At 55.1% G+C, this 16,309-nt stretch carries 13 protein-coding genes; 10 read left to right on the top strand and 3 right to left on the bottom strand.

Annotation, left to right across the window (positions count from 1 at the left end):
• Positions 1-35 precede the first annotated feature (35 nt).
• From H4O10_RS14585 to H4O10_RS14625, 10 genes are all read left to right on the top strand, one after another.
• Positions 36-1,055: an ATP-binding protein gene (locus H4O10_RS14585; protein ID WP_180845678.1), complete on the top strand. Its 1,020-nt coding sequence runs from the start codon at positions 36-38 to the stop codon at positions 1,053-1,055.
• Between the two features lie 112 nt (positions 1,056-1,167).
• Positions 1,168-2,397, top strand: a complete 1,230-nt coding sequence (locus tag H4O10_RS14590) for a hypothetical protein (protein WP_180845679.1) — start codon at positions 1,168-1,170, stop codon at positions 2,395-2,397.
• Positions 2,398-2,572: 175 nt separating this feature from the next.
• A complete protein-coding gene (locus tag H4O10_RS22175) occupies positions 2,573-3,226 on the top strand; it encodes an AAA family ATPase (protein WP_219633534.1) in 654 nt (217 codons plus the stop codon).
• 48 nt (positions 3,227-3,274) lie between these two features.
• Positions 3,275-4,120, top strand: coding sequence for a TOPRIM nucleotidyl transferase/hydrolase domain-containing protein (locus H4O10_RS22180; RefSeq protein ID WP_219633535.1), 846 nt, complete (start codon positions 3,275-3,277; stop codon positions 4,118-4,120).
• Complete coding sequence (locus H4O10_RS14600) at positions 4,105-5,136, top strand: AAA family ATPase (protein WP_180845680.1); 1,032 nt, start codon at positions 4,105-4,107, stop codon at positions 5,134-5,136. The genes H4O10_RS22180 and H4O10_RS14600 overlap by 16 nt, the downstream gene beginning before the upstream one ends.
• A gap of 1,025 nt (positions 5,137-6,161) precedes the next feature.
• The gene (locus H4O10_RS14605; protein ID WP_180845681.1) at positions 6,162-6,416 is read left to right on the top strand and encodes a hypothetical protein; all 255 of its coding nucleotides are present in this window, start codon (positions 6,162-6,164) and stop codon (positions 6,414-6,416) included.
• Positions 6,417-6,493: 77 nt separating this feature from the next.
• Positions 6,494-6,958 (top strand): hypothetical protein, encoded by a 465-nt coding sequence (locus tag H4O10_RS14610; protein ID WP_180845682.1) that lies wholly within the window; start codon positions 6,494-6,496, stop codon positions 6,956-6,958.
• A gap of 718 nt (positions 6,959-7,676) precedes the next feature.
• On the top strand, positions 7,677-10,085 hold the full coding sequence (locus H4O10_RS14615) for a hypothetical protein (protein ID WP_180845683.1): 2,409 nt from the start codon (positions 7,677-7,679) through the stop codon (positions 10,083-10,085).
• Positions 10,082-11,080 (top strand): hypothetical protein, encoded by a 999-nt coding sequence (locus H4O10_RS14620; protein WP_180845684.1) that lies wholly within the window; start codon positions 10,082-10,084, stop codon positions 11,078-11,080. Before H4O10_RS14615 ends, H4O10_RS14620 begins: the two co-directional genes overlap by 4 nt.
• A gap of 157 nt (positions 11,081-11,237) precedes the next feature.
• A complete protein-coding gene (locus tag H4O10_RS14625) occupies positions 11,238-12,314 on the top strand; it encodes a DUF3800 domain-containing protein (RefSeq protein ID WP_180845685.1) in 1,077 nt (358 codons plus the stop codon).
• A 429-nt stretch (positions 12,315-12,743) separates the two neighbouring features.
• On the opposite strand, the gene H4O10_RS14630 is transcribed toward H4O10_RS14625, so the two are convergent.
• The 3 genes from H4O10_RS14630 to H4O10_RS14640 are packed head-to-tail and all read right to left on the bottom strand — an operon-like array spanning position 12,744 to position 15,825.
• Complete coding sequence (locus tag H4O10_RS14630) at positions 12,744-13,880, bottom strand: hypothetical protein (protein WP_180845686.1); 1,137 nt, start codon at positions 13,878-13,880, stop codon at positions 12,744-12,746.
• Positions 13,880-14,818: a hypothetical protein gene (locus tag H4O10_RS14635; protein ID WP_180845687.1), complete on the bottom strand. Its 939-nt coding sequence runs from the start codon at positions 14,816-14,818 to the stop codon at positions 13,880-13,882. Before H4O10_RS14635 ends, H4O10_RS14630 begins: the two co-directional genes overlap by 1 nt.
• Entirely contained in the window at positions 14,815-15,825 is a 1,011-nt protein-coding gene (locus H4O10_RS14640) for a nucleoid-associated protein (RefSeq protein ID WP_180845688.1), read from the bottom strand. Before H4O10_RS14640 ends, H4O10_RS14635 begins: the two co-directional genes overlap by 4 nt.
• Between the last annotated feature and the right edge of the window lie 484 nt (positions 15,826-16,309).

Consider the following 16,309-nt stretch of genomic DNA (forward strand, 5'->3'; position numbering starts at 1 on the left):
GGTGTAGAAGCGCTCGACAAAGCGGAGGATATCTGATGAGACTTCTCCAGCACTCAGCATACAGAGGGCCGCGAGATCGACTGAGGGCAGCCCTAGACAATCACAGACCAGGACATATGGTCTTCGTCATCGGTCCGTCCGGTGTAGGGAAGACCACGATGCGTCGGAGCGTAATGCGTGAGATGTTTGGGAACCCAAACCTGTGGGAAAAGGGAAAAGTTCCTGCCATCGAGACGTTCGCGTGCTTGCCAGTTGGAGCATACTTTAGTTCGCGATATCTCGCCCGCGAGTTATTGCAAGAGCTTAATGCGCCGACTCTGACTTGGGCGCTGGAGGGCGGATCACCTCGGTCAAGTCCTCCTTCGGACATTCAAGCCGAAGTTCGCGGCAAAGACCTTCAGCTTGGACGGTATCAACTCAGGCTCACCGAAGCGGAGTGTTGGTCGTCTGTAAGGCAGTCCATGATTGCGCGTGACTGCAAGTATGTCGCTATCGATCAAATATCAGCGCTTCTGGTGAATCACAAAGACAAGTCACCTGCGGACCATGCATTGCACTTGATGGCGTTAGCAGAGTCCGCCGGGTCGATGCTCATAATGACCGGAATCCACAGGGCAGTTCAACTCTGGTCGATCGAATCCGAGCTTCGCCGAAGCGTGACGTCTATATGGGTTCCGCCATATAGCGTTAAAAGAAGGGAGGACCGGGCTCCATTCTTGCGCCTACTTACGTCGCTAAGCGAAAGGCACAATTTCTCTGAACAGGACCTATTGATCCGAATGGCGGAGGATCTACTGGTCGCGACGGCAGGTGTCTACGGAGAGGTGGCTCAGCTTCTGTCGCGAGCTGCGGATGCGGCCAAGCAGGAAGGAAGCGAGCGGATCCTTAAACGTCACATAGAGGCTTCCTACTATTCAGACAAAGATCTTGCCAACCTTTGGCGAGATATCGATGATTTCGAGGATGCAATGATGGCTGGAAGCGCTACAGCCAGGGCGAAGCAGCTCAAGTCTGGTTGGGCCTCCTCCTATGGGGAGGTGTGCCATGAAGTCTAGTATTGAGCGATTTACCTGGTCGTCCTTGCCTCCACTTCAATTGAAGGGTGTGGGAACGTCGCGAGTTGAATCCTTGGAGCACTACGTTCTACGGCAAGCGTGGACAGTCGGCGTGACCATGGCCAATATGATGTCGATAGTAGGTCCAGCTATTGATGGTGGACGTAGAGGACAAGTCATGGGCTCGGGCAAGTATTGCGGTCCCAGCCGTGACTTCAGTCACCGTATCAGCACGCTCAAGATGCTGACCGCCCAGAACGACCTGCAGTGCGGCACATTCTGGGTTTTGGAGGACGTACTGGCAACCTACGGAGGAGGCCGAGACACAACGCGCCGCCGCTGGTGCCCAGTGTGCTACCGCGATTGGGACGATGATCTCTCATATGAGCCGCTATCGTGGATCGTCGACATCCAAGCTGAGTGTGACCTGCATAAATGCAAGCTCGAAACCACCTGTTCAAGGTGTGGCGCGGACCAGCCGAGCTCAACAGACTACCAGCGCCGTAGAAGATGCCACAAATGCAAGCAATCGCTTTCCGGTGATGGCTCCGCCGCAGCGATTACTGGCGACGAGGCATGGGGTCAGCAACAGCTTGCATCCATAATCGAACTTTGCGCGACGCCCTCACAACCCCAGATTCCCTTCGAAAACTATGTTCGATTCGTGAAACTGCTCGTTGACGGACATCCTATGAGGCGCGCATACCCTAACGCTCTCAAGGCGGAGTTCTACCGCGCTACCAAGAACTTGACCAGGGGTCGGACGACCATTCGTGCCATTGTCAATCTCTGCGCTCTCCAGTCCATCTCAGCACGCGACATCTTGCTAAGCCCGGATGCGGCGGCTTCCGAGCCGCTGTTGGATCTTTGGTTTAGCTATGCAACGTTAAAGCTGCCTGTTGGCAGGCATGCGGAGCGGCTCGAGCGATGTGCCAAATGCTTTTCAGATGTTCTAAAGGCGTCCAAAGACGACCACTATGTACCGCAGATGAAAGTTGTACTTCGGCGCTTCAGGCTCAATAGGCAATTGCTAAGAGAGATGCATCTTGACGTCTACGAGGAGTACAAAGCGAGATACGAGGAGCAAGGTCCTTACAGTCAGAGAGTTCACTTGAACAGGGCATTGGATCTTGCGCTACAGATGGCTGAAGGAGATGCAGAGCAGGTGGGATCCCACCGCAAACTTCAGCAGGCAGCTAAGCAAATCGGCCAGCGATGCAATGTGCCGCTGGATGTGGGATTCTCGGTGATGCTCGGAGCACGAAACGTGCTGAAGGCGTTACGTGACAACCGCTTGCGAAAAAAGCCGTCTGGTAGCCGCCGACCTCATACCGTCGCTTAGCCCGGGCACCAGATGTCGTCGCTGGCTTTGTTCGCCACTTCTCAGACCCGCACATCTGTATATATATATTCGTGCTGTTGCTCCAGGGGACGGTCGACCCTGCCATCTTAGCGGCCAGTCAGAACAACCATGGAATAGGCAAGACAGGGGGTGTCAGGTGCCGACAATTGAACGATTGATCCTGAAGAATTTCAAGAAGTTCCGAGATTTTGATGTTTCCTTCGACGACAAGTTGAACATACTTGCGGGAGGCAATGAAGCAGGAAAGAGCTCAATTCTGCAGGCAATAGACATTGCTCTCAGCTCTAGTCGTAGCAAGGTTGATGCGCTGGGAATTGAAACGATCTTCAGCGCGCAGGCGATCTCAGAGTTCCTCGGCGGTGATCGGAATGTTGCCAATCTTCCGGTCCTCCACATCGAGGTGTACTTCAAGGGATTGGGCGACCAGGAGTTCGACGGAAGGAACAACAGCCTCCGTCGGGACGGCTGCGGTATTCGAGTGTCTTGTCTTCCAATGGACGAGTACACAGACGAGATCAAGACGGCTCTGGCCGATAAGGAAGGCAGCTTTCCCTTTGAGTTCTACGAGGTGAGGTTCAGAACGTTTGCTGACAGAACACTGCTTCCATACCGAAAGCCCCTTAAGCATCTTCTGATTGATAGCTCCCAGATCAACAACGACTACGCCAATCGCGATTACACGCGTGCGATGTATGTTGCACAGTCGACCGCCACCGAGCGGAACAAGCACGCCTATCAATACCGCAAGGCGAAGAGGGTCTTCCGCGACACAAATCTTAAGGCAATGAATGATACGGTCGTTGACTAAAAATTCGACGTCCGTAGCAGCTCAAAGTCCAGTATCGAATCAGACTTGGTGATCACTGAGGATGACATTCCTATTGAAGGAAAGGGCAAAGGACGGCAATGCTTCATAAAGACCGAGTTTGCGCTCCGAAATCGCGAGTCGGCTCTCGACCTGCTTCTCCTTGAAGAGCCCGAGAATCACCTGAGTCACGTGCACATGCACAAGCTGATCGAGCGAATCGACGCATCCAAGGACAAGCAGCTGTTCATTGCGACCCACAGCAGCTTCATCGCCACACGGCTAAACCTGCGAAAAGTACTTTTGTTGAACGAGGTTGGTGCAGCGAAGCCAGCATCATTGCAGACTCTGACCGACGATACGGCCAGATTCTTCATGAAGGCGCCAGATAACAATGTGCTTGAACTGTCACTCTGTAGTCGGGCGATCCTTGTTGAAGGAGATGCCGAGTTCATTCTTCTGGGGGCTCTGTATGAGGCATGCTCCGGCGGGTCTAGCACAGAGAATGACGGGATTCATGTCATATCTGTCGACGGAACCAGCTTCAAACGCTACATGGAACTTGCAAAGGTACTAGGGATCAAGGTTGCGATTGTACGTGACAACGACAATGACTACCAATTGAATTGTGTTGAGAACTACAAGGATTTCGTAAGCGACAAGATACGAGTTTTCGCTGATCCAGATCCAGCTAGAAGCACATTCGAAATCTGTATCTATCAGGACAACACCAAATCCTGCGATGATCTGTTTGCCGCGGGACGTCGCACGCTTTCTGTTCAGGACTATATGCTCGAGAACAAGACCGAAGTCGCCTTCCGGCTTCTCGAGAAGCACGGCAAGGCCCTCACTGTTCCCCCTTACATCGAGCAGGCGATTGCATGGATAAGAGGGTAACGCTTGCTGTCGCAGGCTCCGGCAAGACATCCATGCTGGTTTCCAAGCTTGATCTTGATCGCCGATTCCTAATCGTCACTTACACCGATGCAAACATCGAGAACATTCGTCAGAAGATCATTCAAAAGTTTGGACACATCCCGCGCAACGTCCAGGTTTCAACCTACTTCTCTTTCCTTTACGGCTTCTGCTATCGCCCTTTCCTAGCAATGGAGAAGAGGTCACAAGGCGTTACCTTCAAGATCCCGCCTCAGCGCCCGGCGTTCAAGCTCCACGATGATCGCAGGTACATGACACCAAAGAGATGGCTATACTCGAACCGACTAGCCGATTTCATTGATCGCTCGGGTGTCCTGCCGTTGGTCCGTAGGCGACTCGAGAAGTACTACGATGCGTTCTTCGTGGACGAAGTCCAAGACTTTGGCGGTCATGACTTCAGTTTTCTGCTCGAAGCAGCGAAGGCAGACGTCGAGATCTGTTTTGTCGGGGACTTCTACCAGCACACGTACGACACAAGCCGGGATGGCCAGAAGAACAGCACCTTGCATGATAACTACGCAAGGTACAAGGCTAGGTTCGTAGCAGCAGGGCTTCGAGTGGACACGGATTCCCTCAAGGTCAGCAGGCGCTGCTCAGTGAGTGTCTGCCAGTTCATCAGCAACCAGTTGGGCGTTTCAATCGTTGCGCATGAGGGCCGAGAGACCGCAGTTCGATTCGAGTGTGATCCGGAGGTTGTTTTGGCTCTCTACCGCGCCCCCTCGGTTGTAAAGCTCTTCTACCAAGAGCACTACAAGTACGGCTGCTTCTCGGAGAACTGGGGGGCTTCGAAAGGTGCGGATCACTATGACGACGTCTGCGTCGTCCTCAGCGCTCCCTACGTCAAGGCCTTCCACGCGGAGACCTTGAGCCAACTCAAACCAGGCCCACGAAACAAGCTTTACGTGGCATGCTCTCGGGCGAGAGGGAACCTTACTTTCATCCCCGAGCAGCTGCTCAAGCAATTTAAACAAAAGTAGCAGCGGCCTGGTCTTACTTGTTGCGCAACATTCATATCGAGAGCTTGGCTCGCCGTCGTTCACGCCTAGAACAGACCTAAGCGATGACCGCAGGGAATTGCTTAGGAGTTCTTAGACGGACCGTCTCATTGTCCGCCCTTAGCCGAAAGCAGACGCGGCGGCACCAGACAACGCGACCAGGAATGCTAGAGTCCGCTATCGACCCAAAGCGGGCATTTGCACCTCTGCTTGCTGCGTTCATCGAGCCGACCGCTGGGTCCGGTTATATGTTGGCTTGTTAACCGGACTCAGGCGCCCTAAGATCGAGCCGTATCAAGGAAGAAGTCCCCCATACGGTGCTTTGTGGGTAAGTCGTATAACCGGAGCCACGGGTCCGTCTATTAGGTAGTTAGGCCGCTATGCAAAGTGAACGGTCAATCGGAACCTTTCGAGCTGAAGTTGCTGGTAACGAACGGAAAGTTGAAGTGATTGTGTCGAGGTGCGCATCGACATTCTCGCTCGGCCGCGACGATTTTCACGTTTCTGTCAGGATCTCAACCCTTGACTGTTCGGCGTCTCTCGCTGAGCCGCAAGAACGTAATCTTCCCTACATCAGGGGCTGGCTGATTTCTTCGCAGTGCGTGATCCAGCTAGAGAATATTGAGAGAGCATGCATCACCAGAGGACAACGATTCACGGAGAGGGTCCTCTTGGCCCTCGTTGCTCTAGCGCCGGAGGCTCACCTGGTTCGCATCGCCAATGTTACCCACCGTGTAACGCAAGATGTTCTTCGTACTGCTCTGGGTCCGGACAGACGTACAGTAGTTCCTGCTGGGTCACTTCGTGGTCCATTACTCCAGTCACTTTCCAGTATCGGCTGCACAGCAGTCCAAGCCGAACTGGAGGGTGCGTCTTACTACCATGCGCTGGGCTTGCTCGGTGCGCGCCCTAACAGGTCATTCAAGCCAAATCCGCTTCGCGGGTCGGCTTAATTCTGGCGTCAGGGCTCAATCACAGGGGATCGCAAAGTGTCAGAAGCAACGGCCATGTCTTACACCGTGTCGCGCGGCAACGAGCCGGGCGCGGTTCTCACTCCGCACCTGCATGAGGACGGCAAGTACGTAGCGAGCATGAGCCGGTTCGAGCAAGACTACGTTCGTGTTGAGTCGATTCGGGAGCTTGGCATTCTTGCTCAACACGGCTTCAGCGTCCGCATGAGCAGTCCCACCAGCGCCAATCATCGGGCACCAAGTTTGATTTCGCCTGGTTCGCTGCAAATCGTGTTCCGGGGGAGCGTTTAGGTCTAACGATTCATTCAAGTCGAAACGGCTTCGCCGGTTGGCTCAACTCAGGCGTTAGGTCCGTGCCGGAGATCACTATGGAACATAACTTCGAAAGGCTGAAAGCCCACATACTCCCGCTGTCACGCTCGGACGTTTTCGGGATAGCCCGCACCGAGTGGGACTTGGTGAGTGTGGAGATCACGGAAGAGTTCGATCACTGCCCTTGCGGCCAAGAAATCAAGGAGCACTGCTACATAACAAATCGCATCACAGGAAAGTCGACCTACGTTGGCAACGTTTGCATCAATCGCTTTATTGGCATTGATACGGGCAACCTGTTCGATGGCCTGAAACGCATCGCAAAAGACCCGTATGCCAACGCTAACCTCGACGTCATCGAGCATGGGCGCAAGATGGGATACATCTATGACACTGAATATGAATTCTTGGTCAGTACGCGCCTCAAGCGGAAGCTGTCGGAAAAGCAGCTTGAATGGAAGCGCAAGATCAATCGCCGCATCACCCAACAGATCTCGGTGCAACGTCGCACACGCACCTAACAATTCGTTCAAGGCGGACGGCCCATATGGGCCGCCGCTTGGTTCCAGCGCCAGGGCGCACAATAGGGGCCTCGTGAACCCAGGCGATGTAAGAAGTACGAAGGCGACTCTTGCACCCGACTTGACGAATGGCTCGCGGAGAATTCGAGGCCGCAGATCTAACAATTCGTTCAAGCCGATGCCGCTTCGCGGCACGGCTTAACTCGGGTGTTGAACGTTCGCTATTGGCCGGAAGCGGACATCGGCGGGGAAGTGGATTACGCATATCTATCGGGGGTAGTAACCCAACCGAGAGCCGGCCTCGGCCAAGTCACGCGGGCCGCGCGGTTCGCCGCAAGACTCCCGGCCGATCCAGCTGCATACGCTCCCGTCAAGCTGGTGTATGGCCGTGCTGCCAGCGGCGGGACGCCGCCAAGCAGAAGCGAATAGGGAATAGCCGGAGGCCTGGCATTAGCTCATTCGCTCAGATTGTTCTGTACCAATAGCCCGGCCTTGCCATTGGTCCCACCCGTGTGGGCCTAATGGCCGAAGAGACTTCTTGGGACGGGATATCTGAATCAGTACCCGGCTCACCACCACCTGGCGTTCAGAAGTTCGGATAGGTGCCTGCTCTTGAGCCGAGCCCGGCGATGCTGCTGTGGCGATTGGGCCGCCGAATTGGCACAATTCATTCGTTACAGCACAACCTGTTGGCTCAATTGGAAAGTAGGGGGAAGGGATGTCCGCAGTTGATGCAAAGACGCACCAAGGCCTCAATGAGCTTCGAGGGCTAGCTAAGGGCTGGCAGTTCTCCAAAGCCGAAGAAGCCTTCAAGATCCTTGTTCTCGGCTCAGACCACGCGACACTAACGCTCATATCTCATGACCTATGGGACGTGCTTGAAGAGTTTCAGAAGCGTCGCAAGCGCGATCTAGGCCATCTTCTCCAGCAGACGCTCGAGCGCGGGCCACGTCATGTTGGCGGACAGCCCGGCGGACCTGTGCCAGTCCAGGCCGCCTCGTCATATGATGGCTACCAGCGCCAGATGTCTGAGCTTGCGGGTCGGCATATATTTCAGTGGGCTACACACTATCGAGAGAACTGCGCCTACATTCTCAAGGATGTAGTCAGCCGGCTCCCTGCATTGCACGACAACACGGAAGCGGAGGACCGGATACGCACGATCTTCGCCGAGCATTCCCGTGAGATTTTCGCAAAAGGCTATGAAAAAGTTCTCGAGCGTGGATTAGCCCATGAGATAGGGCTAGCAAAGTCTATCCGTGGGCTACAGCAATTCATGAACGTCATCGTAGGCGTACTCAGAGACCAGCGAGAGAGTGCGCCGTCCAAGACACACGCTGCCATGTACTGGGATATTGCCTCGGCAATGATCTCTGGAATCCTGCTTGGCTACCGCGATGTATCCGTTGGCGAGCTAGTGGGAGAGGATCTGCTAAGCGATTATCTGAACGCTTGGGCCCCAGCATTGGGCTTCTGTCGCGGACGTCACGCCATTCTCTTGGCTGGGCAGGGGCGCTCAGTTTTTAATGGGAGTGAGGCTTCCATTTGCTCGATGCTGATGGGCGTAGATCGATGGGCTTCGCAGGCATCTACACCTGCTGTGATGCCTAAGTACAGTCGTGTTGCAATAGGCCTAAGCCGATTGGACATCACCTACAGCATGGGCGTAGATCAAGTAAGCCAAGATGTTGCGGCCTCGGCATTTTTTGGATCGCCCCTATATTTTAAGGATGACCTCTCGGATGCCATCGCCCTGGCCGATGTTGTCGTCGCTGAACTGACTCCTGGCACACGGGAGTGGGTTGACAGCAACGGCACCAATGATGTCATTGACTCTTCAGATGTCCATGGACAGATCGCCGGATTCGCCGATTTGGCGGAAACCGTTGCAGCTACGCTGACCTCGCGGTCGGCGCCATCTAATAACAAGCCGCTTTCCGGACGACTTCCCAGAAACTATGCGAAGGATTTTCCACTTGACGATCCGCTTTTCCGAGAAGGTCACTACGAGGTCGAGCGTCATAGCGTGAACCGAATCATTCAAGGCCTTCAGCGAGGCATTGGTGTGTATTTGTGGTGTAGTGTAAGGCGCTCAGGAAAGACGACCTCCGCAGAGGCCATCGCCGGGCCATCCGGGGAAAGGATGGTGGTACTCCAGACCATGGATCATAGACCGAATTCGCCAGAGTTAAACGTTCTGAGCTCACGAATTCGCGCTGCCTTGGAAGAGGGGAATGCGATCCCGGAGACCTTCTTTGCCGAGCTTGTGAAGGACTGCGTGGCAGCCACCACTCAAGCCAATGCTCCGCGGCGCAACCTTGTCCTGATCATAGATGAGTACGAGACGTTGTTCGAACTGATTGACACGTACACCGAGCGGCTACCTGGTCTTAAAGTGCTAGTTGCTCTCCCGCTCATCAGCCAAATTCTAGGATTCTCCATGAAGAATACGCTTCTCTTCATGGGTCAGCGTCCGGACGCGCACATGATTCTGCTTAGTCAGAACCAGCTCAGCCCTAACGTCCGCCAATACGCATTCCCTTTGTTTGAACATCAGCCGGGAACCCCTTCAGAGTTTGCGACACTGGTCTATCGCATTTTGGGCGAGAATCTCCGGGTCACGGATTCATTCGTCGAAGCTGCGTATCAAGAGACCAAGGGGCATCCCTATCTCACTGTTAATATCCTTGTCGATTTCTGTGAGTGGCTAATGGAATCTACTAGCTTTGAGCTTGGATCGGAACTCGGCGGACATTATTTCGCAGATTTTTCTCGCGAGCGTCTAGATCTTGTTGCAATTAGGAACAGCCCCCATTATCGACTTTTTCACAAAATGCTTGCGGAGTTCAGTTCGGAGCGGAGCCGTGCGCAAGAGCCATGGCTCTACTCCGTTACCAGTATTCTGAGGGAGATCGTCAGACGACATCCAAAGCGCATGAGCTGCACGCTCGCTGAATTCGACGTAATCGCAAAACCATACGAGGAACTGGCAAAGGCGCCGTCTCGGCAGCTTCTAGCGAGTGCAGCAATGGCTAACTTCTTTAGCGAATCCAATGGCACTGTCTCGGCGGGCATTCCGCTGATGGCGCGCCTGGCTGCCACGGCTATGTCGAGGACCTTGTCGTGAGTGTTGTGAGTGCAGAAAGAGCAATCCAGCTGATTTCCCAGGCGCCATGGCCGGATAGCGATGTGCTGCGCGTTTTCTGGCTGCAAGTCGATGGCGCTCGAACCAAGATGGCAGAGTCCCTTCGTGCCACGCTGGGGAGGGAAGAGGTCTTTGCAGTTATTGTTCGAGATGATTCTTTTAAGATCGCAAATCGGATACTCGCCGATTTAAGCCTTCTACTAGAGTCATGCAGAGAGCAGTTAACTCAAGCGAAGGAAAGCAGGGCTCAGCGAGTAACCATTGTGGCCCTGGTTAAGGAGAGTTTCAGCAGGGCTCAGGTTGGATCACCGATCACGCTGCCTGCATGGTTTCCCATTCGGCCCGGTCTACATACGCATCTCTACATCACCGACTTGCTCGGGTTAGCCAACGGAACACCGCTTAGTGGCCCCGAGGCCCAAATTGATCGTGTAGCGGAACTAGTATTCAACTTGGAACGTGCCCTTCTCGATGCACTCCAAGCATTGCAAATAGCCGACCCTTCACGAGCGGCTGGCTTCCTTGGCAAACTCATGGACAAGAGCGGTATCGATGTAGCGCAGCGCATAAACAAGTATCGGGCACACTTGAATGGCATCGGTCTTCCCCGCGGCTATCGACCGAATGCATCGGAGGCGACGAACTCTATAGTCTCCGACATGTTGAGACTATTTCTTTCGCGCAGTATCGATGACACCGCGAAGGTCGCCAAGCAACTTGACTGCCACCTTCCCAAAGGCCAGAGGCTCCTGAAGCCGTCTTATCTTGGGGTTGCCCTCAGGCCACGGGGCGCGCATGCAGTTGGTACACGGAACTGGTATGCGCTACTTGTGGGGGTGTATCAGTCCTACCAGGTCATGAATGCAGCAGCGCATGCTGGCGATTACGGTCTCTATCCTCCAGCACTGGTGCACTACAGCAGTTGCGATCTTCAGCTTTTCCTGGAAGATGCACATGATCTATTGGTTTACGAATAGGGCACGGGTTCACCCCCATTCGCGCTTGCGATGGCTTCAGGTGGGGGACAATCCACCCACGCGCCGTCCTGTTGAACATCAAGGGGCAATTGTTGATCAGCACAGCCTGATGCTGAGCCTGCACTAGGTGCAGGCCAATTTCCTACCGGAGACTCGCATGCACAATGACTGGTATTTCGACGAATCCGGCAACACCGGCGCACGACTGCTCGACGCGGACCAGCCCGTGTTCGTGCTTGCGGCCGTTCGTTGCGACGCCGCCGTGGCGACAGAGTTGATCGCACCGATTAAAGGCGGAGCTCTCGAGGTCAAGTACTCGAAAGTCCGCGGTCGTCCACGTGGTCAGCAGGCGATCCTCGAGGCGCTTTCCTCCCCGCTGCTCGACGGGGTCTCCGTGCTTCTGTTTCCAGTCGATAAGCGCTTCTACTTGGCCTGCCAATTGGTTGACAAGATCATTGAACCTGCTTGGTACGACCGCGGCCATGATCTCTATGCCCGCGATGGGGCGGTCAATCTCGCGCGCCTCTGGCATTACGCCGGGCCGCACATCTTTCCCGGGTGGCGCTGGGATCACGTGTTGTCCACCTTCCAGAACGCCCTGCGCACACGCGACGCTACCTCGTTTACAGCGTTTGAAGCATGCCTTGAGCTCTGCGCGCGCGACTGTCCGCCGCACTATGCCGAACTCGTCGTAGACCTGCAGGCCTGCCACGGCCAGCTCGACCAGCTTCTGGGCGTGTTTCCGAATGCCGCGGCGTTCGATCCAGCAGTCGACGCCTTTATCGCCTTGGTAACCCAAGCCGTCTCGCAGCAGGGCGGCGCGATCGCGGTGATCCATGATGAGTCCAAGCCAATGCGGGCTCAGGAACGGTTGCTTCGCGCCTTGACTGATCGAGACCAAGCGGAGCGGGAGTTTGGTTACGGCGCGAGGCGAATGAACCTCCCGCTTCGGGTGGAACAACTGCGCTTTGCAGACTCGATCGCACTGCCGCAACTGCAACTGGCGGACCTCTTTGCCGGCGTCACGGTGGACTGTCTGCTCGCTTGGAGTGGCCAGCGCGAGCGCACGCCGTTTCATGATGCACTGAAGGCATCGCGTCTCGGCCAGATGGCAATGAATGGGGTTCTGCCTTCACCGAATATCGAGGCTGCGGCGTCGCCCGCCTCAGGCGACATCAATCCGGTCGATGGTGCGGCGGCATTCCTGCTGGACGCATGCTATCACCCCCGCTAGCCTCGTGGCTTGGCGAGTTTTCAGAAGGCTTGATTACAAGGTGATACCGCTTCGAGGCGTGCGCAATTCACGTATTGCTCTGCCCAGACCGATGACCGCAATTGCCCGGAAGCGGACACCCAATGAGGGTGGTGCCTGTCTATTGCATCTTGAGCGATTCCCTGACCGAGCCAGCGCGATACCCAGACAAGAACATGGGCTGATGCATCGGGCTGGTGGCTGGCCGAGAGCGGTGGCCCGACCTGAAGCAACGTAGCCTGTCCCGGCTCTAGGATCCGGCGCATATCGCGGACGAACCCAAGTGGGATCTCCAGATGCAGCGACGGCTCCAACCTCCAGGCCCGGTGACGGCTTCATGCAGATTGCTGCGTCCGATGGTGTGTAATCGCGCTGGAATGGAAAATCGCCAAAGCGCGTACGACATTCCATTTAGAGCGAACGAAGGGCTGTGAAGTGCCGATCCACTGCCGCGAGGATTGCCGAACTAAGATCCTTCTTGGCCTGCGGCTGCCGCTCCGACTTGCGCTTACCTGTAACAGAGATGTTTTCGATGCTAAACGAGAACGGCGCATTGGCGACGTCCTGGCTTCCTCGAGCTATCTGGAAGTAGTAGACGACCGTGCATTTCCCCTTGATGCCGTCAACCTCATACGTATGGTCTACGGAAATTCGCGTCATCAGAAACGAGCCGTGGTATTGCTCGTCGGCGAGAAGGCTGATTTCATTGAGCTTGTCGCCGTCCATCCGCATGTTGCGTATTGAGCCCTCGAGAAGTTTAAGCTCTGGAGGTAGTTCAGCATTTGCCCGCGCACTATTGGGTTTGAGGGTCAAATCCACAATCTGGCCCGGGTCCTTACCAACGGTGCCTGGACCGGCCAGCCGCAGTAAGAATGTGACATGGTTGTGCCCATCAAAAGAACCCAACCTGATCTTCACGGGTGCTTCGTCTTTTGAGATGCCAGCCGCCCTGAGCTCGCGCGTTACATGGGTGATTATGAGGTCATTGATGCGGTCGGTTTCTTTCGCCGTATGTGTGGAAAGAACATCGAGAACCAGTGAGCCTGCATCCTGGCGGATGGAGATATCTGCCGTGAACAACAATTCTCTATGCAGGAGATCTCGGCTGTAATCCTCCCGTCTGATCTCATAAGAAACGACGAGATGATTACGGTCGGACCTCTGTATCGACGGCTCGCGGGCGAACGACACCCCCGGGAGGCGCTCGATGCCTGCCACCGTGACAAAGTCTGTCTTGAGGCCTTCAATAACGGCCTGCCAGCGTGCATCGGCTGCGGTCAATGTGACCTTCTGGGGCTGTGCCTTGGGTTTGGCCTCACGGGAGACGCTGTCGTCGAGCAGCTTTCCAATTTCGAAGGGTTGGAGGAGCGTCGTTGAGAGAAATTGGATGAGTTGGGTGCGTTCAGGATTGGCGACAAAGAGCCCCTTCCTGCGGGCCAGAGCGGTAAGGTCACCTGTCGAGATACGATCCCCTGAGAGAAGCACACGCAACTGTTCGCCAAAGGGAAGCCAAGTCGATATGTCAACTTTATTGGGTCCGTCAAGCATTAGGCGTTCTCCAGCGCGTTGAGATTGGAGCGAACGTAGCAGAAGGCCAAAATATCGGCCTCTCGGTTGTCAAAAGGCAGCTTTGCCTTTGCGGCGATACTTGCATGTTGCGCAGCGTTGTAGTCCGGGAAGCCAATGCGAACCGCTTGGCCCCAACCCCCGGTCAGCGAAAGTGCAAGTGCGATGGAGCGCGTGTACGCCTCCTCATCAAAGTTCTGCCTGACATAGAGGTGGAGTCGCTCACCCTCAGGTGTCGAGACCTTCAAGGGCAGCATGTCGGCGACAACTAGCTCCAGGGGCAGAAATCTTCCATGTCGCTCATCGCTCTTGTTGACTAAGCCCGTATCAGGGAAGTAAAAGCGGTATGTGGCGTTCTGCTCACGACCAACATGGTCGAGCGCGCTAAGAATGAAGTTGATGCGTGCGCCGTCGACAAGATAGACATTGTAAATGCAGGATTCATCAAGCGCGCGAACCGTGGCACAAGATCCTAGTATGTCTCGATCAAAGGAGTCGTTGTGCGAGCTGGTCCAGATGAGTAGGCTGCTGTGCTCGTGACGCCTACGGCCGGCAAATGCCGTACCGAGCTCGTGGATGGTGGTGTCGTATTGGGCACAGGCGATGATCTCGTTCGCCTCGAGAACAAAGCCCTTGAGCGCAGTCTTCAGTTCGCTATCCTTCTCTGAATAGCCGCCGATATTGTTCTTTACGGTGACGTGGACAATGTCAGTCCGGCTTTCATAAAAGGGATTGTTGTAGATGAACACTCGGTCGTCGCCATGCGTGTTCCGCGGATTTCCACCGGACCCAGTGTGGTTGCCGTCAGTGCACGGAATAGTCAGGGCTTTCAAGTCCTGATGCCATCCGATGGCCTTCAGAAATGACTCGGCGAGCTTCTCGCCATACTCGCCGGACTTTTTGGATTTCTCGCCGCTCATCGTGGTCCTTCAAGTTTGATGACAATATGGATTGCATCTGTGCCATCCGGATGGCTGATCTCAATGGTCGAAGGAGTCACGCCTTTCGAGAAGACAAGGTCGACACCGGGTGAGACGGGCGTGCTGCGAAGCGTCGCGTTCAACGAACGCCTTATCTGCCGGACGTCCGCTACGGTTTCACGGTCAACCTTGTATCCGAGTTCAACCTCAATTTTCTCGGCCATAGCCTCGATTGAGTCCTGGCCGACGAAATTGGCGCCTAAGTCGAGAAGATCATCAACACTAGGGGTTGCTCCGGGAGTAAGTTGGGCGGCAAGACATGCCTTAAAAGCCACCTGCGCTGACGGATCCTTGAGCTCCGCACTTGCCTGCTTGGCAATACTGCTAACAAAGGTGGCGACGCCCTGGTCGCTCTGGATGGGGGCCACCTTCAGGAAGTCCTCAAGCCAGTATCGTGTCCGCGATTTGCCCCGCTCCAAAGCGACAACCGTTCCATCGTGACCAGATACGAGTGCGGCCTTCTGCAGGTGGCGTGGATCTATCCCAGAAAGTCCTGTGATGGAGAGATCGGTGGTTGCGTCGTCGACCACGAGAAACCGCTCGGTCACCTCTGTTTTGAACAGGCCTAGCACTCGACCACCATCATTCAGCCCCCCTCGCAATTCGAAAAGAACGACGAAGAGGTCGCCACCGGCTACGCCTGGATGCGTCGATTTGCTGTAGAGATGGCGGGCGACGGCCCTCGAACTCTCGACGAAATTTTGATCGTCGGTGAGAGCGTCAGCTGCAAAACGCCTCACGTCGTTGAGGTCGAGCGTAGATTCATGGGTGAACGCGTAGCGCTCGCCTCCCTCTTGGGTGCCCCTGAGGTAGTGGTCAACTAGAATTGCGTCAACGTCCGGACCGGCGTCAATGGCATCGCTTGACAGCCGCATTCCTTCTTCCCGAATGCGGTTGCCTACTCGGTGAACGATGAACTTCACCACACGCGCACTGTCGACGCTCATCCTGCTCCTTGCTGTACGCCCCCTGTAGACGTCCATTACAAAAAGGGTACCCGGCCTTCATTACGACGTGCAAGCCCGCTATGCGATCATCAAGGCTCACCATCGGATATCGTGGATCGATTAAAGGCGCATCTCGGCTAGTGGTTGCGGCTTAGGGCGGTGGCCGACATATCCGTCGCGTGGCGCAAAGTTTCTGTCCTAGTTGGATCAAGGGGCACGTCGGCTTGTCGTAGAGGCCAGTAGGTCTCACTGACGTGCCAAATCTTCCCCATTCGCCGAAGATTGCTAAGCAGCGTAGGTACGTAATGACTATGCTCAGGTTAAACAGGAAATGACTTCTACCGATTTGGGTTCCAGGAGCCAGAGCTAGGCTGAATGAGCCATTCGGCATAGTTCGTACTTATCCAGTTCACCAAAGTTGGTTCTAGAAGCACAAGCTTTGGCAAACCGTCCACTTTCCTGACGGAATGGGATCCGACCCCGG

This window comes from Stenotrophomonas sp. I18B00994 (assembly GCF_014145825.1).
Lineage (GTDB): Bacteria > Pseudomonadota > Gammaproteobacteria > Xanthomonadales > Xanthomonadaceae > Stenotrophomonas > Stenotrophomonas maltophilia.